A 19,678-nucleotide genomic window follows, 5' to 3' on the forward strand; every position below is an offset into this window, starting at 1 on the left:
GGCTGATACAGCCCGTCCGGCGTTTGAGGACGAGCGGCGGAGCCGCGAAAGCGGGGGTCTGGGGGTGGTGGGGCCGGGGCGCGCTCAAATTCCCAGCCGCGCAGCCAGCAGCTTCGCCTTGGCGACCTCGTCGCCCTCAAGCTCCACCCGCGCCGCGGCCTGGCGTCCGAAGGCGAAGAGGGTCAGCTCGCCCGGTTCGCCGGTGACCGTCACCACCGGGACGCCCCGGTTGCCGACCGCCGTGCGGCCGTCGGGACGGCGGAGGACGACGCCGACCGGCGCCTTGCGGCCGAGGACGCGGGCCATCTTCTCCAGGCGGGACCAGAGCGCGTCGGCGAAGACGGGATCGAGCTCGCGTGGCGTCCAGTCGGGCTGGGCCCGGCGCACGTCCTCGGTGTGGACGTAGAACTCGACCGTGTTGGCCGCCTCGTCGATCTGCTTGAGGGCGAACGGCGAGGTGCGCGGCGGCCCGGTGCGGATGAGCTGGATCAGCTCCTCGTACGGCTTGGCGGCGAACTCGGCCTGCACTCGTTCCAGGCGGGCGGCCAGCGGTTTGAACAGGGCGCCCGCCGCGGCGTCGGAGCGGCGTTCGCGGACCACGATGTGCGCCGCGAGGTCGCGGGCGCTCCACCCCTGGCAGAGCGTCGGGGCGTTCGGACCCGCGGTCTCCAACAGATCCGCGAGGAGCAGGCGTTCGCGCTGTGCGTGGGTCGACATGGCGGCAGCCTACGGTCGGGGCCGCCGCCGTGCCACGGCGCCGCGCCCGCCGGGTGCCCGGCCGCGGCGCCCCCGGCCTACTCCGGCAGCGGAGCCGTCAGCTTGGCGCCGCCCGGCTTGTCGCTGCGGGCGATCCAGCAGGTGACCCGGCGCTCGCCGGTCAGCAGGTACGTCCGCTCGTTGGGGTAGAGCGCGAAGTAGTAGTACAGGCGGCCGTCGTTCACGGCGCGCAGCCGCCGCTCGGCGTCCGGCTTGCACAGGCCGCGGGCCTTCTCCTGGATGTCCGTCTCGGTCAGCAGGCCGTTGCTCAGCGTCCGGTTGGTGATCGCCTCGCCGTCGTGGCTGCCGGTGCAGGACTTCTTCTCCACGCGGGTGACCGACGGGGTCATCGCCGGGTGGTCGAAGCACTCGCCGGGCTTGACGACGACCATGGGCACGACGATCTGCGACGAGCCCGAGGGCGACGGCTCGGCGGAGGACGACGGCGGGTCGGGTATGTGCGGCAGGGTCGGCAGCGGTGACGGTCTGGACGTCGGGGAGTCGCTCTCCCTCGCGCTGGGGGTGGAGGTGCCCTTGGCGACCGGCTTGTCGTCGTCGCCCCCGGAATCCCTGTTGGCGAAGATGAGGCCGCCCACGACCAGGCCGACCACCAGGACCGCGCCCACCACGATGGCGGCGACCTTCGCCCCGCCGCCCCCCGAGGGCGGCGGGGTCATCCCGGGCTGCGGCCCGTAGGGGCCGTACCCCGGCGGCTGGTTCGGCGGCTGGTTCTGGCCGTAGGGCTGCGGGCCCTGCCCGTAGGGGGAGCCGCCGTACGGGGGCTGCCCGCCGGGGCCGGGCTGCTCACCCGGGCCGGGCTGCCCGCCGCCGTACGGCGGGGGCTGCTCCGGCGGCGGCCCGAAGCCCGTCGGCGGTCCGAAGCCGCCGCCCCCGGGCGGCTGCGGCGGGTTGGAGGGAGGGGGAGGAGGCGGTGAGGTCATGACGGAAGCATGCCGTATCCCTCGGACATCCATGCGACCGGTCCGGGAGCGGCACAATGGCTCCATGACCGGCAAGCCCCTTTCCAGTTCCGCGCCCGCACGACCGGCCTCGTCCGCCGCTCCCGCCCCGGCCGTTCCCGGCAGTACCGCGCTGGACCCCGCCGTCGCCGCGCGCCTCAAGCGCACCGCCGACGGCCTGGTGCCGGCCGTCGCCCAGCAGTACGACACCGGCGAGGTGCTGATGCTCGGCTGGATGGACGACGAGGCGCTGCACCGCACCCTCACCACCGGCCGGTGCACCTACTGGAGCCGCAGCCGCAACGAGTACTGGGTCAAGGGGGACACCTCCGGCCACGTGCAGCACGTCAAGTCCGTGGCCCTGGACTGCGACGGCGACACCCTCCTCGTCAAGGTCGACCAGACCGGACCGGCGTGCCACACCGGGACGCGCACCTGTTTCGACGCCGGTGACCTGCCCTTGGGCCAGTAGGCTCCGCTGCCATGGCTGCCACCTCCACCGCCCCGAGCCCCGCTCAGGTCCCCGACGCCGACACGTTCCGCACCCTGGCCAAGGACCGCCGGGTCATCCCGGTCACCCGGCGCTTCCTCGCCGACGGCGACACCCCGGTCGCCCTCTACCGCAAGCTCGCCGCCGAACGGCCGGGCACCTTCCTGCTGGAATCCGCGGAGCAGGGCCGCAGTTGGTCGCGGTACTCCTTCATCGGCGTCCGCAGCGCCGCCACCCTGACCGTCCGCGACGGCGCCACCCACTGGCTGGGCACCCCGCCCGTCGGCGTGCCCGTCGACGGCGACCCGCTGCGCACCCTGCGGGCCACCGTCGAGGCCCTGCACACCCCGCGCGACCTCATCGAGGGCGCGGGGCTGCCGCCCTTCACCGGCGGCATGGTCGGCTACCTGGGCTACGACGTCGTCCGCCGCCTGGAGAAGATCGGCGACCGGCACGGGGAGGGCGACGGCCTCGGGCTGCCGGAGCTCACCATGCTGCTCACCTCGGACCTCGCCGTCCTCGACCACTGGAACGGCACGGTCCTGCTGATCGCCAACGCGATCAACCACAACGACCTGGAGACGGGCGTCGACGAGGCGTACGCGGACGCCGTCGCCCGCCTCGACGCGATGACCGCCGACCTGCACCGGCCCGTCCCCACCCACCCCACCGTGCTGCCCCCGTCCGAACTGCCGGAGTTCACCGCCCGCTGGGGCGGCGCCGACTACCAGGCGGCCGTCGAGGACGTGAAGGAGCGCATCCGGGCCGGCGAGGCGTTCCAGGTCGTCCCCTCGCAGCGGTTCGAGACGCCGTGCGAGGCCTCCGCCCTGGACGTCTACCGGGTGCTGCGGGCGACCAACCCCAGCCCGTACATGTACCTCTTCCAGTTCGACGGCTTCCAGGTCGTCGGCTCCAGCCCCGAGGCGCTGGTGAAGGTCGAGGACGGCCGGGCCATGGTCCACCCGATCGCCGGCACCCGGCCGCGCGGCGCCACCCCGCAGGCCGACGCCGCCCTCGCCGAGGAGCTCCTCGCCGACCCCAAGGAGCGCGCCGAGCACCTGATGCTCGTCGACCTCGGCCGCAACGACCTCGGCCGGGTCTGCGAGCCGGGCAGCGTCGAGGTCGTCGACTTCATGTCGATCGAGCGCTACAGCCACGTGATGCACATCGTCTCCACCGTCACCGGCCGCCTCGCCCCCGGCCGGACCGCGTTCGACGTGCTCACCGCCTGCTTCCCGGCCGGCACCCTCTCCGGCGCGCCCAAGCCGCGGGCCATGCAGATCATCGAGGAGCTGGAGCCGTCCCGCCGCGGCCTGTACGGCGGCTGCGTCGGCTACCTGGACTTCGCCGGGGACTCCGACACCGCCATCGCCATCCGCACCGCCGTGCTCCGCGACGGCACCGCCTACGTCCAGGCGGGCGCGGGCGTCGTCGCCGACTCCGACCCGGTCGCCGAGGACACCGAGTGCCGCAACAAGGCCGCCGCCGTGCTGCGCGCCGTGCACGGCGCCGCCCGGCTCACCCGCCCGGGGGCACCGGCGTGACCCCGGCTGCGCGGCACGCCCGGGCGCAGGGGATAGTGGAAGGGTGAGCGCAGCCGTACCCCACCCCCGCCCCCGTACCGAGCCCGGACCCGGCCGGAGCGCCCGGCGCAGTGTCGCCGCCGCCCTGTTCCTCACGGCCGTAGGCGCCGCGCTCGTGCTGCTCGCGGGCGGCCGGACCTGGTCCGAGGGCACGGCGGCGGGCGTCCGGGACGCCGCCCGTGAGCAGGCCACCGGCCAGGACGTCACCGGTCTGCCCGGTGCCCTCGCCATCGTCGGGCTGGCCGCGCTCGTCGCCGTCTTCGCCGTCCGCCGGGCCGGCCGGACGCTGGTCGCGGCGGTGCTGGCGCTGTCCGGCGCGGGTGTCGTCGTCGGCTGTGTGACCGGCGCCTCCGACACCGGCGCCCTGGAGGAGAAGGCGGCCAGGACCACGGGCCTGTCCAGCACCGCCGTCGAACACGTCACCCACACGCCGTGGCCCTGGGTGGCCCTGGCCGGCGGCGTCCTGCTGCTGCTCGCCGGGCTGCTGGCGCTGCGCTACGGCCGGTACTGGCCCGCCATGGGCGGCCGGTACGAGCGCGACGGCACCCCGCGCGCCCGCCGCCCGCGCCGGGCGCCGGACCCGGAGCGGCCCGAGGAGATCTGGAAGGCCCTCGACCGGGGAGAGGACCCCACCGGCGACGCCGCGCACCGCTAGCCGCCGCCGGGGCGTCCCCAGCCCCACCCCACGTCGAGCCGGTCACCGGCCGTCAGGAACAATGACCATGAGGGTCATGCGCCCGCAGGCGCGATTCGGCGACCCCCAGCAACGAGGAGTCAAGTCATGTCGGGTCAGGTACACCACGGACAGACCCCGGCCGCCTGGACCGGTGTCATCATTTCCTTCATCGGCTTCTGCGTCGCCAGCGCGTTCATCGTGATGGCCAAGCCGGTCGGCTTCTGGGCCGGGGTCGGCGTCATCTTCCTCGGCGCGGTCGTCGGCGGCATCATGCGCCTCATGGGCCTCGGCCAGGCCCCCAAGATGGGCTCGCGCCCCAAGGCGGAGGCCCAGCCGCAGAACGGCTGACCGGCGGTCCTCCACGCACCCGCTCCGCCCCGCACACGGCGCGGCCCGGGCCCGTACGTCCTCCGTACGAGCGGCCTGAGCCGCGCTTTCGCGTGTACGCGCCGGAGTGCGGCCCCCTCCGGCCCGTGCGGTCGCGCCCCGCGCGGTCGCGCCCCCGGGCGGTCCGGCGGAGACTGGCCGTGTGAGGGAGTCCGCTTCGGGTCTTGATCCCGGCTCTGGTTCCGGCCTTGATCCCGGCTCTGGTTCCGGTTCCGGCCGGGCCGCCGCGCCGTCCGTCCGCCGGCTGGGCGTGCCGCTCGGCGTCGCCGCGGGCCTGGGCGCGGCGGCGGCCCTGGTCGGGACCGTGGACCCGAACGAACCCGGTCACTACCCCGTCTGCCCGCTGGCGCGCCACATCGGCCTGCTCTGCCCCGCCTGCGGCGGGCTGCGCGGGCTGTACGCCCTGCTGCACGGCGACCTCCCGGCCGCCCTGCGCGCCAACGCCCTGGCCGTCCCGGGCTACGCGGTGTTCGTCGTCCTCTGGGCCGTGTGGTGCGTCCGCGCGGTACGCCAGGACGGCGGTATGCCGCTGGCCCTGCGGCCGGTCCACCGGTGGGGGATCGGCCTCCTGGTGCTGGCCTTCACCGTGGTGCGGAACCTGCCCTGCGGGGCGGTGCTCGCGCCCTGAGACCCGGACGGCCGCCCCGCCGCCGGCGACGCCCCCGTCAACCGGATGCACGACCTCCGTCCGACGGCAAGTACCATCACAGTGTGCTGGTGGGACGAGTACGAACCGCATCAGCCCAGATCATCCGAGCCCGGAAGGGGGCCGCTCGCGTGAGTGTGCTCGACGAGATCATCGACGGAGTCCGTGCCGACCTCGCGGAGCGGCAGGCGCGCGTCGGCCTCGACGAGCTCAAGGAGCGGGCCGCGAAGGCCCCGCAGGCCAGGGACGGCGCCGCCGCCCTGCGCGGGGAGAACGTCTCCGTGATCTGCGAGGTCAAGCGCTCCAGCCCGTCCAAGGGCGCGCTGGCCGCCATCGCCGACCCGGCCGGCCTCGCCGCCGACTACGAGGCCGGTGGCGCCTCCGTCATCAGCGTGCTGACCGAGCAGCGCCGCTTCGGCGGCTCGCTCGCCGACCTGGAGGCCGTCCGCGCCAAGGTCGACATCCCGGTCCTGCGCAAGGACTTCATCGTCACCGCCTACCAGCTGTGGGAGGCCCGCGCCTACGGCGCCGACCTCGCCCTGCTGATCGTCGCCGCCCTGGAGCAGGAGGCCCTGGTCTCCCTGATCGAGCGGGCCGAGTCGATCGGGCTCACCCCGCTGGTCGAGGTGCACGACGAGGAGGAGGTCGAGCGGGCGGTGGCCGCCGGCGCCCGCGTCATCGGCGTCAACGCGCGCAACCTCAAGACCCTGGAGGTCGACCGGGGCACCTTCGCCCGGGTCGCCCCCGAGATCCCCGACGGCATCGTCAAGATCGCCGAGTCCGGGGTGCGCGGGCCGCACGACCTCATCGCCTACGCCAACGACGGCGCCGACGCGGTGCTCGTCGGCGAGTCCCTGGTGACCGGCCGCGACCCCAAGGCGGCCGTCGCCGACCTGGTCGCCGCCGGCGCCCACCCGGCCCTGCGGCACGGCAGGAGCTGAGGACGGCATGACCGCGTACGCGCGCCTGGCCCGGGGGTGCCGCCCCCGGGGCTGCCGCGCGCCCGCGCGGCGGGTGCGCGGCCGCAGGGTGCGCTACCACATCGGGTGCGAGCCCGGGCAGATCAACGGGCGCCGATGGCGCGGGACCGCTCACCAGTAGCCGGTCCCTTCGGCGCGCGCGGGGTGCCTCCCCGTGCGCCGCCGCCCTTTTCTGTCACAGGAGTACCTCCGTGTCCTCTGAGTTCTTCGTTCCCGACCCCGCGGGCCTGGTGCCCAGCGCGGCGGGCTACTTCGGCGCCTTCGGCGGCACCTTCATCCCCGAGGCGCTGGTCGCCGCCGTGGACGAGGTCGCCGTCGCCTACGAGAAGGCCAAGTCCGACCCGTCGTTCGCCGCCGAGCTCGACGACCTGATGGTCAACTACACCGGGCGTCCCAGCGCCCTCACCGAGGTGCCGCGGTTCGCCGAACACGCGGGCGGCGCCCGGGTGTTCCTCAAGCGCGAGGACCTCAACCACACCGGGTCCCACAAGATCAACAATGTGCTGGGCCAGGCGCTGCTCACCAAACGGATGGGCAAGACGCGCGTCATCGCGGAGACCGGCGCCGGCCAGCACGGCGTCGCCACCGCCACCGCCTGCGCCCTCTTCGGCCTCGACTGCACCATCTACATGGGCGAGGTCGACACCGAGCGGCAGGCCCTCAACGTCGCCCGGATGCGGATGCTCGGCGCCGAGGTCGTCGCCGTGAAGTCCGGCAGCCGCACCCTGAAGGACGCCATCAACGAGGCGTTCCGCGACTGGGTCGCCAACGTCGACCGCACCCACTACCTCTTCGGCACGGTCGCCGGGCCGCACCCCTTCCCGGCCATGGTCCGCGACTTCCACCGGGTCATCGGCGTCGAGGCCCGCCGGCAGATCCTGGAGCGCGCCGGGCGGCTGCCCGACGCGGCCGTGGCCTGCGTCGGCGGCGGCTCCAACGCCATCGGCCTGTTCCACGCCTTCCTCGCCGACGCCGACGTCCGGCTGATCGGCTGCGAGCCCGCCGGGCACGGCGTCGAGACCGGCGAGCACGCGGCCACCCTCACCGCCGGCGAGCCGGGCATCCTGCACGGCTCCCGCTCCTACGTCCTCCAGGACGACGAGGGCCAGATCACCGAGCCGTACTCCATCTCGGCCGGCCTGGACTACCCCGGCGTCGGACCCGAGCACGCCTACCTCAAGGACTCCGGCCGCGGCGAGTACCGCGCGGTGACGGACGACGCCGCGATGCGGGCGTTGCGCCTGCTGTCCCGGACCGAGGGCATCATCCCGGCCATCGAGAGCGCCCACGCCCTGGCCGGCGCCCTGGAGGTCGGCCGGGAGCTGGGCGGGGACGGCCTGATCGTCGTCAACCTGTCCGGCCGCGGCGACAAGGACATGGACACCGCCGCCCGCTACTTCGGCCTCTACGACACCGACGCCGAGGTGGCCGCCGACCGCACCGACACCGCCGAGATCGAGGGGGACGCCAAGTGAGCGGGAACGCACGGCTGTTGACGGACACCCTCGCCGCGGCGAAGGCCGAGGACCGGGCCGCGCTGATCGCCTACCTCCCGGCCGGCTTCCCGACCGTGGACGGCGGCATCACGGCGATCAAGGCCGTCTTCGACGGCGGGGCGGACGTGGTCGAGGTGGGGCTGCCGCACAGCGACCCCGTCCTCGACGGGCCCGTCATCCAGACCGCCGACGACATCGCCCTGAAGGGCGGCGTCCGGATCGCCGACGTCATGCGCACGGTCAAGGAGGCCCACGCGGCCACCGGCAAGCCCGTCCTCGTCATGACCTACTGGAATCCCATCGACCGCTACGGCGTCGAGCGTTTCACCGCCGAGCTGGCCGAGGCGGGCGGCGCGGGCTGCATCCTGCCCGACCTGCCCGTCCAGGAGTCGGCGCTGTGGCGCGAGCACGCCGCCAAGCACGGGCTGGCGACGGTCTTCGTCGTCGCGCCGAGCAGCAAGGACGAGCGGCTCGCCACCATCACGGCGGCGGGCAGCGGCTTCGTCTACGCGGCCTCCCTGATGGGCGTCACCGGCACCCGCGCGTCCGTCGGCGCCCAGGCGAAGGAGCTGGTCGAGCGCACCCGCGCCACCGGCACCGCGCTGCCCGTCTGCGTCGGGCTCGGCGTGTCCGACGCGGCGCAGGCCGCGGAGGTGGCCGGGTTCGCGGACGGCGTGATCGTCGGCTCCGCGTTCGTCGAGCGGCTGCTGGACGCGCCCGACGAGGCGGCCGGGCTCGCGGCCGTACGGGAGCTGGCCGGCGAGCTGGCGGAGGGCGTCCGCAAGCGGGGCTGACCCGCGGCGGATCCCACGGCCGGCCCGTGGCGGATCCCGCGGCCGGCCTGCGGCGGATCCCGCGGTCGACTTCACGGCTGATCCCGTGGTCGACCTCATGGCTGATCCCGTGGCGGACGAAGCCGGGTCACCCGTTCGAAGGAACCTGGGACCGGGGGTGCGCTGGGGCGCACCCCCGGTTCGTTGTACGGGGACGTGAGCGAGAAGAGCAGCAGCGAGGGAAAGCGCAGCGCCCGCGAGCGCCTGCAGGAACAGCGCCAGAAGGAGATCGCCCGCGCCAAACGCAGACGGGCGATGATCGCGGGACTGGCCGTCGTCGGGGTGCTGGGGACCGGCGCCGGAGTCGCGGCCGTCGTCGCGCACACCGGCGGGGAGAAGAAGGACGAGGCCGCGGGCCCGCCGAGGCCGCCGCAGGGGGCCCTCGGCAAGGACGGCTCCACCATCCCCGTCGGCAAGAAGGCCGCCAAGGCCACCCTCACCGTCTACGAGGACTTCCGCTGCCCGGCCTGTGCCCTGTTCGAGAACGCGTACCGGGACACCGTGCGCGACCTGGAGCAGGAGGGCAAGCTCAAGACCGAGTACCACATCGTCACCCTCATCGACCGGAACCTCGGCGGGACGGGCTCGCTGAAGGCCGCCAACGCGGCGGCGTGCGCGCAGGACGTCGGCAAGTTCGCCGCGTACCACGACGTCCTCTACAAGAACCAGCCGCCCGAGACGAAGGACGCCTTCGCCGACACCTCCCGGCTGTACGAGCTCGCCGACCAGGTCCCGGGGCTGAACACCCCCGGCTTCCAGAAGTGCGTGGACGACGGCATGCACGACAGCTGGGTGAAGCAGGCGCACGAGGCGTTCCGCAAGGGCGCCTACAAGGCGACCCCGACCGTCCTGCTGAACGGGAAGAGCGTCTACGGGGACCCCGCCCATCCGCTGACCCCGGCCAAGCTGCGCGAGATGACGGTGGCGGCGGCCTCGTCCGCGAAGAAGAAGCACTGAGACGGGCCGGGGACGCGCTCCGCGTGCGGGACACGGGGCCCGTTACGCAGCTGTTGTCCCGGGTGGGTTGCCGGTCGCGCGCCCCGGCAGGGTAGCGTCGGTGGTGCCATGAATCTCGCATACATTCCCAGCCCGTCGACCGGCGTGCTCCACCTGGGGCCGGTCCCGCTGCGCGGCTACGCCTTCTGCATCATCATCGGCGTCTTCGCCGCCGTCTGGCTCGGCAACCGACGCTGGGTCGCGCGCGGCGGCCGGGTCGGGACCGTCGCCGACATCGCCGTCTGGGCCGTGCCCTTCGGCCTCGTCGGCGGCCGGCTCTACCACGTGATCACCGACTACGAGCTGTACTTCGGTGAGGGCCGGAACTGGGTCGACGCCTTCAAGATCTGGGAAGGCGGCCTCGGCATCTGGGGCGCGGTGGCGCTGGGCGCCGTCGGCGCCTGGATCGGCTGCCGGCGGCGCGGCATCCCGCTGCCGGCGTGGGCGGACGCCGTCGCCCCCGGCATCGCCGTGGCGCAGGCGATCGGCCGGTGGGGCAACTGGTTCAACCAGGAGCTCTACGGGAAGCCGACGGATCTGCCGTGGGCGCTGAAGATCGACGCCGATCCGGGGATCGGGCGGGTCGCCGGTACGTACCATCCGACGTTCCTGTACGAGTCGCTGTGGTGCCTCGGCGTCGCCGCCCTGGTGATCTGGGCCGACCGGCGTTTCAAGCTGGGGCACGGGCGGGCGTTCGCGCTGTATGTGGCGGCGTACACGGTGGGGCGCTTCTGGACGGAGTACCTGCGGGTGGACGACGCTCATCATGTGCTGGGGCTGCGGCTCAATGGGTGGACGTCGATTCTGGTGTTCATCGCGGCGGTGGTCTACATCGTCGTGTCCTCGAAGAGGGTTCCTGGGCGGGAGGCCGTGGTCGAGCCGGGCGCTTCCGAGCCCGTGGAGGACGCGAAGGGGTCGGCGTCGCCGGAGGCGGCCAAGAAGCTCTGAGCGCTGCGTTGCGCTGGGGCGGGATGGGGATGCCCCTGTCCCGCCCCTTCGCCGTTTCCTGGGGGCTGCGCCCCCAGACCCCCGCTTTCGCGGCTTCGCCGCTCGTCCTCAAACGCCGGACGGGCTGAAATCCGGGCGCCGTACTCAGCCCGTCCGGCGTTTGAGGACAACCGCGCGGAGCGCGGTTTCGAGGTCCGGGGCTTGCCCCGGGAAAACCGCAGGTCAGCGAGGTAAGTTCGGCCTTCCTTGCTAGCGCGCACGCGCTGTTCGTGCGTACCTTCGAACCCGTAGGGGTGGAGCATCAGGCCCGCCCTCCGGGCGAAGGAGCACCGAACCCACCATGGCAGTCCTCGACACCGCCGCGGCCACGCACATAGCCCACCGCGACAACCACACGCACCGCGATGTGAACGGCGGCTGGCTGCGCCCCGCCGTGTTCGGGGCGATGGACGGGCTGGTGTCGAACCTCGCGCTGCTGACGGGCGTCGCGGGCGGGGCGGCCTCGTCGCAGACGCTGGTGATCACGGGGCTGGCGGGGCTCGCCGCGGGCGCGTTCTCGATGGCGGTGGGGGAGTACACCTCGGTCGCGTCGCAGCGTGAGCTGGTCCTCGCGGAGCTGGACGTCGAGCGGCGTGAGCTGCGGAAACACCCCACCGACGAGCTGGAGGAGCTGGCCGCGCTCTATGAGTCGCGCGGGGTGGAGCCGGCGCTCGCGCGGGAGGTGGCGCGGCAGCTGTCGAAGGATCCGGAGCAGGCGCTGGAGATCCATGCCCGGGAAGAGCTGGGCATCGACCCCTCCGATCTGCCCTCGCCGATGACGGCGGCCCTCGCCTCGTTCGGCTCGTTCGCGCTGGGTGCGCTGCTGCCCGTCCTCCCGTATCTGCTGGGCGCCACGCAGTTGTGGCCGGCGGTGCTGCTGGCGCTGCTGGGGCTGTTCGCCTGCGGTGCGGTCGTCGCCCGGGTGACCGCGCGCAGCTGGTGGTTCAGCGGGCTCAGGCAGTTGCTGCTGGGCGGTGCGGCGGCCGGTGTGACGTATCTCCTGGGTATTGCCTTCGGGACCGCCGTCGGGTGATGCTTATGCGGGGCACCGCATAACGGGCACGCATGACGAGCGGGTTTCCGCGCGGTTTCAACCCCTCGGCAACAGGGCACATCTTCACAAGCGCCCGCGGGCAGTGCGGCCCGCGCCGTGTGCGCTCCACCCTCGTGGATCTCGTGGATCCCGCCCCTGTTGTCCACATAGTGGAATCCATCTTCCGCTACGTGAGAAGCGGGTCATCATGTAACCTGCACCAACTTTCGCGGAGGGCCAGCGTCGTCCCTCGGCACATGCACCGCCATGACTGCCAAGACGACGGGAGCGCCGATGCGTTCTGCATCCCACCCCGCTCAGCAGGGGATGTACGACCCCCGCCATGAGCACGACGCCTGTGGCGTCGGCTTTGTCGCGACTCTGACCGGCGAGGCGAGCCACGCCCTGGTGGAACAGGCGCTCACCGTCCTGCGCAACCTGGAGCACCGCGGCGCCACCGGCTCCGAGCCGGACTCCGGCGACGGTGCCGGCATCCTCCTCCAGGTCCCGGACGCCTTCCTCCGCGAGGTCGTCGACTTCGCCCTGCCGGAGCGCGGCGCGTACGCCGTCGGCATCGCGTTCCTCCCGGCCGACGGTGAGGGCGACGACGCCGTCTCGCGTATCGAGACGATCGCCGGGGAGGAGGGGCTGACCGTCCTCGGCTGGCGCGCCGTCCCGGTCGCGCCCGAGCTGCTGGGCAGCGCGGCCCGCGCCACCATGCCGGAGTTCCGGCAGCTGTTCGTGGCGGACGTGGACGGCGAGAGCCGCGGGATCGCCCTGGACCGCAAGGCGTTCGTGCTGCGCAAGCGCGCCGAGCGCGAGGCCGGCGTCTACTTCCCGTCGCTCTCCGCCCGCACGATCGTCTACAAGGGCATGCTGACCACCGGCCAGCTGGAGCCCTTCTTCCCGGACCTGTCCGACCGCCGCTTCGCCACGGCCATCGCGCTGGTCCACTCCCGCTTCTCCACCAACACCTTCCCGAGCTGGCCGCTCGCCCACCCGTACCGGTTCGTCGCCCACAACGGTGAGATCAACACCGTCAACGGCAACCGCAACTGGATGCGCGCCCGCGAATCCCAGCTCGCCTCCGGGCTGTTCGGCCCGGGCGAGAGCCTGGAGCGGACGTTCCCCGTCTGCACCCCGGACGCGTCGGACTCCGCCTCCTTCGACGAGGTGCTGGAGCTGCTGCACCTGGGCGGGCGTTCGCTGCCGCACAGCGTGCTGATGATGATCCCCGAGGCCTGGGAGCACCACGCCTCCATGGACCCCGCCCGGCGCGCCTTCTACCAGTACCACTCCACCCTGATGGAGCCCTGGGACGGCCCGGCCTGCGTCACCTTCACCGACGGCACTCTCGTCGGCGCAGTTCTCGACCGCAACGGGCTGCGCCCCGGCCGGTACTGGGTCACCGACGACGGCCTCGTCGTCCTCTCCTCCGAGGTCGGCGTCCTCGACATCGACCCCGCCAAGGTCGTCCGCAAGGGCCGGCTCCAGCCGGGGAAGATGTTCCTGGTCGACACCGCCGGGCACCGCATCATCGAGGACGACGAGATCAAGGCCGGCCTCGCCGCCGAACAGCCCTACCAGGAGTGGCTGGAAGCCGGGCTCATCGAGCTCAAGGACCTCCCCGAGCGCGAACACATCGTGCACACCCACGCCTCCGTCACCCGCCGCCAGCAGACCTTCGGCTACACCGAGGAGGAGCTGCGCGTCATCCTCGCGCCGATGGCCGGCAGCGGTGTGGAGCCGATCGGTTCGATGGGCACGGACTCGCCGATCGCCGCGCTCTCCGCGCGCCCCCGGCTGCTCTTCGACTACTTCACCCAGCTGTTCGCCCAGGTCACCAACCCGCCGCTGGACGCCATCCGGGAGGAGCTGGTCACCTCGCTGGTCTCCTCCCTCGGCCCGCAGGGCAATCTGCTGGAGCCGACGGCCGCGTCCTGCCGCAGCGTCACCCTGCCGTTCCCGGTCATCGACAACGACGAGCTCGCCAAGCTCATCCACATCAACGCCGACGGGGACCTGCCGGGTCTCAAGGCCGCCACCCTCTCCGGTCTGTACCGGGTCTCGGGCGGCGGCGAGGCGCTGGCCGCGCGGCTGGAGGCGATGTGCGCGGAGGCCGACGCGGCCATCGCCGGCGGCGCCCGGCTGATCGTCCTCTCCGACCGGCACTCCGACGCCGAGCACGCCCCCATCCCGTCGCTGCTGCTCACCTCGGCCATCCACCACCACCTCATCCGCACCAAGCAGCGCACCCAGGTGGGCCTGCTGGTCGAGGCCGGGGACGTCCGCGAGGTGCACCACGTCGCGCTGCTCATCGGTTACGGCGCGGCGGCCGTCAACCCGTACCTCGCCATGGAGTCCGTCGAGGACCTGGTCAGGGCCGGGACGTTCCTCAGCGGCATCGAGCCCGAGGACGCCATCCGCAACCTGATCAAGGCGCTGGGGAAGGGCGTGCTGAAGGTGATGTCCAAGATGGGCATCTCCACCGTGGCCTCTTACCGTGGTGCCCAGGTCTTCGAGGCCGTCGGGCTCGACGAGGCGTTCGTCGACACGTACTTCCACGGCACGCCCACCAAGATCGGCGGCGTGGGCTTGGACGTCATCGCCCGCGAGGTCGCCGCCCGGCACGCCAAGGCGTACCCCGCCACCGGCATCCCCGCCACCCACCGGCGGCTGGAGATCGGCGGTGAGTACCAGTGGCGGCGGGAGGGCGAGCCGCACCTGTTCGACCCGGACACCGTCTTCCGGCTCCAGCACGCCACCCGCACCCGGCGCTACGACATCTTCAAGCAGTACACCGAGCGGGTGAACGAGCAGTCGGAGCGGCTGATGACGCTGCGCGGGCTGTTCGCGTTCGCGAGCGACCGGAAGCCTGTGCCGCTGGACGAGGTCGAGCCGGTGAGCGAGATCGTCAAGCGGTTCTCGACCGGCGCGATGTCGTACGGGTCCATCTCGCAGGAGGCCCACGAGACGCTCGCCATCGCCATGAACCGGCTGGGCGGCAAGTCCAACACCGGTGAAGGCGGCGAGGACCCGGAGCGGCTGTACGACCCGGCGCGGCGCTCGGCCATCAAGCAGGTCGCGTCCGGGCGGTTCGGGGTGACCAGCGAGTACCTGGTCAACGCCGATGACATCCAGATCAAGATGGCGCAGGGCGCCAAGCCCGGCGAGGGCGGCCAGTTGCCCGGCCACAAGGTGTACCCGTGGGTCGCCAAGACGCGGCACTCGACGCCGGGCGTCGGCCTCATCTCGCCGCCGCCGCACCACGACATCTACTCCATCGAGGACCTCGCCCAGCTCATCCACGACCTGAAGAACGCCAACCCGGCCGCCCGCATCCATGTGAAGCTGGTGTCCGAGGTGGGTGTGGGAACGGTCGCGGCGGGTGTGTCGAAGGCGCATGCCGATGTGGTGCTGATCTCCGGGCACGACGGGGGTACGGGTGCCTCGCCGCTGACGTCGCTGAAGCACGCGGGCGGCCCCTGGGAGCTCGGCCTCGCCGAGGCGCAGCAGACGCTGCTGCTCAACGGGCTGCGCGACCGGATCGTCGTCCAGGCCGACGGGCAGCTCAAGACCGGGCGTGATGTCGTGATCGCGGCGCTGCTCGGGGCGGAGGAGTTCGGGTTCGCGACGGCGCCGCTGGTCGTCTCCGGGTGCGTGATGATGCGCGTCTGCCACCTGGACACCTGCCCGGTCGGCATCGCCACGCAGAACCCGGTGCTGCGCGAACGGTTCGCGGGCAAGGCCGAGTTCGTCGTCAACTTCTTCGAGTTCATCGCGGAGGAGGTGCGGGAGCTGCTCGCCGAGCTGGGCTTCCGGACGCTGGAGGAGGCCGTCGGGCACGCCGAGCTCCTCGACACGGGGAAGGCCGTGGACCACTGGAAGGCGCAGGGCCTGGACCTGGCCCCGCTGTTCCACGTCCCCGAGCTGCCCGAGGGCGCCGTCCGGCACCACGCCGTCGCCCAGGACCACGGGCTGGCCAAGGCGCTCGACAACCAGCTGATCAAGCTGGCCGCCGACGCGCTCGACACGGTCGGCGCGGAGGAGGCGCAGCCGGTGCGGGCGCAGGTGCCCGTCCGGAACATCAACCGGACCGTCGGCACGATGCTCGGTCACGAGGTCACCAAGCGGTACGGCGGCGCCGGGCTGCCCGACGACACCATCGACATCACGTTCACCGGCTCGGCCGGGCAGTCGTTCGGCGCCTTCCTGCCGCGCGGTGTCACCCTGCGGCTGGAGGGCGACGCCAACGACTACGTCGGCAAGGGGCTGTCGGGCGGCCGGATCGTCGTCCGGCCGGACCGGGCCGCCGACCACCTCGCCGAGTACTCCACCATCGCCGGCAACACGATTGGTTATGGCGCCACGGGTGGGGAGATGTTCCTGCGGGGGGCGGTCGGGGAGCGGTTCTGCGTCCGCAACTCGGGTGCGGTGGTCGTGTCGGAGGGCGTCGGCGACCACGGCTGCGAGTACATGACGGGCGGCCGGGCCGTCGTCCTCGGGCCGACCGGGCGGAACTTCGCGGCCGGCATGTCGGGTGGCGTCGCCTACGTCGTGGATCTGGACCCGCGCAACGTCAACAAGGAGCTGGCGGGCGCCGTCGGGTCGCTGGACGAGGCCGACGTGCGGTGGCTGCACGGCGTGGTGCGCCGCCACCAGGAGGAGACGGGGTCCACCGTCGCGGCCGGCCTGCTGGCCGACTGGGACGCGGCGGTCGCGCGCTTCCGCAAGGTCGTCCCGCCCACCTACCAGGCAGTGCTCGCCGCCAAGGACGCCGCCGAGCGAGCCGGTCTCTCCGAGACCGAGACCCACGAGAAGATGATGGAGGCGGCGACCCATGGCTGATCCGAAGGGCTTTCTGACCACCGGGCGCGAGGTCGCCCGCACCCGTCCCGTCGAGGAGCGCGTCCGCGACTGGAACGAGGTGTACGTTCCGGGCTCGCTGCTGCCCGTCATCAGCAAGCAGGCCGGCCGCTGCATGGACTGCGGCATTCCGTTCTGCCACAACGGCTGTCCGCTGGGGAACCTTATCCCCGAGTGGAACGACTACGCGTGGCGGGGCGACTGGCGGGCGGCGAGCGAGCGGCTGCACGCTACCAATAACTTCCCGGAGTTCACGGGGAGGCTGTGCCCGGCGCCGTGCGAGTCGGCGTGTGTGCTGGGCATCAACCAGCAGCCCGTCACCATCAAGAACGTCGAGGTGACGATCGTCGACAAGGCGTGGGAGGCGGGCGATGTCACGCCGCAGCCGCCTGAGCGGTTGTCGGGCAAGACCGTCGCCGTCATCGGCTCCGGCCCGGCCGGCCTCGCGGCGGCCCAGCAACTGACCCGGGCGGGTCACACGGTGGCGGTGTACGAGCGCGCGGACCGGATCGGCGGGCTGCTGCGGTACGGCATCCCCGAGTTCAAGATGGAGAAGCGGCACATCAACCGGCGCATCGAGCAGATGCGGGCGGAGGGGACGAAGTTCCGCACGGAGGTCGAGATCGGCCGCGACGTCGACGCGGCGAAGCTGCGCGGGCGGTACGACGCGGTGGTGATCGCGGCGGGGGCGACGACGTCGCGGGACCTGCCGGTTCCCGGGCGGGAGTTGAAGGGCATCCATCTCGCGATGGAGTACCTGCCCGTCGCGAACAAGGTGCAGGAGGGCGACTACGTGGCGCCCACGATCACGGCCGAGGGCAAGCACGTGGTGGTGATCGGCGGGGGTGACACGGGTGCGGACTGTGTCGGGACCGCCCACCGGCAGGGTGCCGCGTCCGTCACCCAGCTGGAGATCATGCCGCGTCCGGGGGAGGAGCGGTCGGCGGGTCAGCCGTGGCCGACGTTCCCCATGCTCTACAAGGTCACCTCGGCCCATGAGGAGGGCGGCGAGCGGGTCTACTCCGTGTCGACCACGCGCTTCGAGGGCGACGAGGAGGGCCATGTGCAGTGGCTGCACCTGGTGGAGGTCGAGTTCAAGGACGGCAGGCTGGAGCAGAAGCCGGGGACGGAGCGGCGGATTCCGGCGCAGTTGGTGACGCTGGCGATGGGCTTCACGGGGACGGACCGCGCGAACGGTCTCGTCGACCAGCTCGGCCTGGCCCTGGACGAGCGCGGGAACATCGCGCGTGACGGCTCGTACGCGACGAACGTGCCGGGTGTCTTCGTCGCCGGCGACGCCGGGCGAGGTCAGTCGCTGATCGTCTGGGCCATCGCCGAGGGCCGCTCGGCGGCGCGGGCCGTCGACCGCTACCTGACGGGGACGAGCACGCTGCCGGCTCCTGTCCGCCCGACGGACCGGGCGCTGGCCGTCTGATCCGCTGCTCTGGACTGCTGCTTGGTTCGCTTGTCCGCGCCCCCGATGTCGGCCGGGGGCGCGGACGCTCTTTGTTTTGAGCCGAGTTGATGTTCAGGGTGGCCGGAAGTCGCTTGTGCGGTGGCACGGGGTGGTGGCGGAGTGGTCGTATCGCATGCACCCAACAGGTGACTTCCGACTTCTCTGGAGGCATGACATGCGACGACGGCTGACGACGGCGGCCACGGCCCTCGTTCTGGCGGGCATCGGCCTGACGGGCCCGGCGGTCGCAGCCCCCGCCCCCGGCACGGGCCCGGCGGTCCGGCCCGCCACCACGGCCGACTGCCCGACGGGCTGGGGCAGCACCGACAAGTACGCCGCCGGACACGAGTACCGCCCGCTGAAGAACATCCGTACCGGCAGCCACGAGTGTTACGACCGCATCGTCTTCGACCTGGGCAGCGCGGCGCCGGGGCTCGGCTACCGGGTCGGGTACGTGGACGAGTTCCACCAGGACGCTTCCGGCGACCTGATACCCGTCAAGGGCGGCGCCATCCTGCAGGTGTACCTCACCGCACCGAGCTACGACCCGAACACGGGCAAGCCGACGTACCCGGGACGCGGCAAGCAGTCCCTGCCGGGGGTCGACCTCACGGGGTACCGCACCTTCCAGGACACGAAGTTCGGGGCGAGCTTCGAGGGCCAGACACAGGTCGCCGTGGGAGTGCGGGCTCGACTGCCGTTCAAGGCGGAGCAGGTGGGGGACAAGTTGGTGGTGGATGTGGCGCATAGCTGGTGAGGGGGAGCGCGGGGCGGTGGGCATTATGGGGTATTTGGGTGATTTGCCGGGGCCTTGGGAAGTGGGTAAAAACCCGCCTCGGCGCGGGTAAAGCCGCAGGTGGCGGCCTGCGGTCCCCGCGCGTGCGGGGGTGGTCCCACGCGCCGCCGGCCGAATCGTTTCGGCTTGTCGTGGTCCCCGCGCGTGCGGGGGTGGTCCGTGATCGCACGTGGTGCCGAAGCCGTAGGCAAGGTGGTCCCCGCGCGTGCGGGGGTGGTCCCGAAGCGTACGGCTACGGCCTTGCCGTCGCCTAGTGGTCCCCGCGCGTGCGGGGGTGGTCCCGCGCGCGAGACGCATCACGGCTTCGGTGTCGCCGTGGTCCCCGCGCGTGCGGGGGTGGCCCCCCCTCGGGGCGGACATCCTTTAGCACCTGCTGTGGTCCCCGCGCGTGCGGGGGTGGTCCCACGTAGGCGAATGCTCCAGGCTCGACGATGGCGTGCTCCGCGCGCGTGCGGGGTCAGGCCCGCCGATGCGCGCGGGGTCGGGCTCTTGCAACCTGTCGGTTGCCCGCGAGGGCCCACTGCCGGTCGGTGCCGTTTGTGGGCCCTGTGGGCGTGGGGTGGTCGTGCGGTGTGGTCAGGGGTGTCGCAGGTAGTGGTGGGTCATGTAGGCCCCCGCCAGTCGCATGGCTCGGTCCGGGTTGTCCGTGTTCGCTTCCGGTTGGCGTTCGGCGTTGAGGTGGGCGCATACCGGGCAGCCGGGGGCCGGGGTCGGCATGGCTCGGGGGCCGGAGGAGTG

General features: G+C 72.7%; 17 protein-coding genes and 1 CRISPR repeat array. Of the genes, 15 read left to right on the forward strand and 2 right to left on the reverse strand.

Annotated features, from left to right (window positions below; genetic code table 11):
• Positions 1 to 84: 84 nt before the first annotated feature.
• Positions 85 to 717, reverse strand: a complete 633-nt coding sequence (locus tag ACSNOK_RS16205; protein WP_436781379.1) for a TIGR03085 family metal-binding protein — start codon at positions 715 to 717, stop codon at positions 85 to 87.
• 77 nt (positions 718 to 794) lie between these two features.
• Positions 795 to 1,697 (reverse strand): hypothetical protein, encoded by a 903-nt coding sequence (locus ACSNOK_RS16210; RefSeq protein WP_436781380.1) that lies wholly within the window; start codon positions 1,695 to 1,697, stop codon positions 795 to 797.
• A gap of 64 nt (positions 1,698 to 1,761) precedes the next feature.
• Here ACSNOK_RS16210 and hisI point away from each other — a divergent pair, with 64 nt between their 5' ends.
• The 15 genes from hisI (at position 1,762) to ACSNOK_RS16285 (ending at position 18,901) form a co-directional block, all read left to right on the forward strand.
• Positions 1,762 to 2,187 (forward strand): phosphoribosyl-AMP cyclohydrolase, encoded by a 426-nt coding sequence (hisI, locus tag ACSNOK_RS16215; RefSeq protein WP_436781381.1) that lies wholly within the window; start codon positions 1,762 to 1,764, stop codon positions 2,185 to 2,187.
• A gap of 11 nt (positions 2,188 to 2,198) precedes the next feature.
• A complete protein-coding gene (locus tag ACSNOK_RS16220) occupies positions 2,199 to 3,749 on the forward strand; it encodes an anthranilate synthase component I (RefSeq protein ID WP_436781382.1) in 1,551 nt (516 codons plus the stop codon).
• A gap of 43 nt (positions 3,750 to 3,792) precedes the next feature.
• Positions 3,793 to 4,443, forward strand: coding sequence for a TIGR02234 family membrane protein (locus ACSNOK_RS16225; protein WP_436781383.1), 651 nt, complete (start codon positions 3,793 to 3,795; stop codon positions 4,441 to 4,443).
• Between the two features lie 126 nt (positions 4,444 to 4,569).
• Positions 4,570 to 4,812 carry an HGxxPAAW family protein gene (locus tag ACSNOK_RS16230; protein ID WP_436781384.1) on the forward strand — a complete coding sequence of 81 codons (243 nt, stop codon included), beginning with the start codon at positions 4,570 to 4,572 and terminating at the stop codon, positions 4,810 to 4,812.
• A 181-nt stretch (positions 4,813 to 4,993) separates the two neighbouring features.
• Positions 4,994 to 5,479, forward strand: coding sequence for a DUF2752 domain-containing protein (locus ACSNOK_RS16235; RefSeq protein ID WP_436781385.1), 486 nt, complete (start codon positions 4,994 to 4,996; stop codon positions 5,477 to 5,479).
• A 149-nt stretch (positions 5,480 to 5,628) separates the two neighbouring features.
• A complete protein-coding gene (trpC, locus tag ACSNOK_RS16240) occupies positions 5,629 to 6,438 on the forward strand; it encodes an indole-3-glycerol phosphate synthase TrpC (RefSeq protein ID WP_436781386.1) in 810 nt (269 codons plus the stop codon).
• A gap of 7 nt (positions 6,439 to 6,445) precedes the next feature.
• Positions 6,446 to 6,598 (forward strand): tryptophan biosynthesis modulator TrpM, encoded by a 153-nt coding sequence (trpM, locus tag ACSNOK_RS16245; RefSeq protein ID WP_436781387.1) that lies wholly within the window; start codon positions 6,446 to 6,448, stop codon positions 6,596 to 6,598.
• A 70-nt stretch (positions 6,599 to 6,668) separates the two neighbouring features.
• A complete protein-coding gene (gene trpB, locus ACSNOK_RS16250) occupies positions 6,669 to 7,952 on the forward strand; it encodes a tryptophan synthase subunit beta (protein ID WP_436781388.1) in 1,284 nt (427 codons plus the stop codon).
• Positions 7,949 to 8,767, forward strand: coding sequence for a tryptophan synthase subunit alpha (gene trpA / locus ACSNOK_RS16255; RefSeq protein ID WP_436781389.1), 819 nt, complete (start codon positions 7,949 to 7,951; stop codon positions 8,765 to 8,767). The genes trpB and trpA overlap by 4 nt, the downstream gene beginning before the upstream one ends.
• 195 nt (positions 8,768 to 8,962) lie before the next feature.
• Positions 8,963 to 9,763, forward strand: coding sequence for a thioredoxin domain-containing protein (locus ACSNOK_RS16260; protein ID WP_436781390.1), 801 nt, complete (start codon positions 8,963 to 8,965; stop codon positions 9,761 to 9,763).
• A 108-nt stretch (positions 9,764 to 9,871) separates the two neighbouring features.
• Positions 9,872 to 10,750 carry a prolipoprotein diacylglyceryl transferase gene (gene lgt, locus ACSNOK_RS16265; protein WP_436781391.1) on the forward strand — a complete coding sequence of 293 codons (879 nt, stop codon included), beginning with the start codon at positions 9,872 to 9,874 and terminating at the stop codon, positions 10,748 to 10,750.
• A 340-nt stretch (positions 10,751 to 11,090) separates the two neighbouring features.
• Positions 11,091 to 11,822 (forward strand): VIT1/CCC1 transporter family protein, encoded by a 732-nt coding sequence (locus ACSNOK_RS16270; RefSeq protein WP_436781392.1) that lies wholly within the window; start codon positions 11,091 to 11,093, stop codon positions 11,820 to 11,822.
• Positions 11,823 to 12,116: 294 nt separating this feature from the next.
• The gene (gene gltB / locus ACSNOK_RS16275) at positions 12,117 to 16,670 is read left to right on the forward strand and encodes a glutamate synthase large subunit (RefSeq protein ID WP_436781393.1); all 4,554 of its coding nucleotides are present in this window, start codon (positions 12,117 to 12,119) and stop codon (positions 16,668 to 16,670) included.
• Positions 16,663 to 18,123: a glutamate synthase subunit beta gene (locus tag ACSNOK_RS16280; protein WP_436781394.1), complete on the forward strand. Its 1,461-nt coding sequence runs from the start codon at positions 16,663 to 16,665 to the stop codon at positions 18,121 to 18,123. The genes gltB and ACSNOK_RS16280 overlap by 8 nt, the downstream gene beginning before the upstream one ends.
• A 196-nt stretch (positions 18,124 to 18,319) precedes the next feature.
• Positions 18,320 to 18,901, forward strand: a complete 582-nt coding sequence (locus ACSNOK_RS16285) for an AMIN-like domain-containing (lipo)protein (protein WP_436781395.1) — start codon at positions 18,320 to 18,322, stop codon at positions 18,899 to 18,901.
• A gap of 109 nt (positions 18,902 to 19,010) precedes the next feature.
• Positions 19,011 to 19,401: a CRISPR direct-repeat array (repeat unit 25 nt; unit sequence GTGGTCCCCGCGCGTGCGGGGGTGG).
• Positions 19,402 to 19,678: the final 277 nt, after the last annotated feature.

This window comes from Streptomyces sp. URMC 126 (genome assembly GCF_051386555.1).
GTDB lineage: Bacteria > Actinomycetota > Actinomycetes > Streptomycetales > Streptomycetaceae > Streptomyces.

Excerpts from the sequence above, each read along its gene's own strand:
- ACSNOK_RS16270 (WP_436781392.1), top strand. The coding sequence starts at position 11,091 with ATGGCAGTCCTCGACACCGCCGCGGCCACGCACATAGCCCACCGCGAC.
- gltB (WP_436781393.1), top strand. The coding sequence starts at position 12,117 with ATGCGTTCTGCATCCCACCCCGCTCAGCAGGGGATGTACGACCCCCGC.
- lgt (WP_436781391.1), top strand. The coding sequence starts at position 9,872 with ATGAATCTCGCATACATTCCCAGCCCGTCGACCGGCGTGCTCCACCTG.
- ACSNOK_RS16285 (WP_436781395.1), top strand. The coding sequence starts at position 18,320 with ATGCGACGACGGCTGACGACGGCGGCCACGGCCCTCGTTCTGGCGGGC.
- ACSNOK_RS16230 (WP_436781384.1), top strand. The coding sequence starts at position 4,570 with ATGTCGGGTCAGGTACACCACGGACAGACCCCGGCCGCCTGGACCGGT.
- ACSNOK_RS16280 (WP_436781394.1), top strand. The coding sequence starts at position 16,663 with ATGGCTGATCCGAAGGGCTTTCTGACCACCGGGCGCGAGGTCGCCCGC.
- hisI (WP_436781381.1), top strand. The coding sequence starts at position 1,762 with ATGACCGGCAAGCCCCTTTCCAGTTCCGCGCCCGCACGACCGGCCTCG.
- ACSNOK_RS16205 (WP_436781379.1), bottom strand. The coding sequence starts at position 717 with ATGTCGACCCACGCACAGCGCGAACGCCTGCTCCTCGCGGATCTGTTG.
- ACSNOK_RS16210 (WP_436781380.1), bottom strand. The coding sequence starts at position 1,697 with ATGACCTCACCGCCTCCTCCCCCTCCCTCCAACCCGCCGCAGCCGCCC.
- trpM (WP_436781387.1), top strand. The coding sequence starts at position 6,446 with ATGACCGCGTACGCGCGCCTGGCCCGGGGGTGCCGCCCCCGGGGCTGC.
- ACSNOK_RS16220 (WP_436781382.1), top strand. The coding sequence starts at position 2,199 with ATGGCTGCCACCTCCACCGCCCCGAGCCCCGCTCAGGTCCCCGACGCC.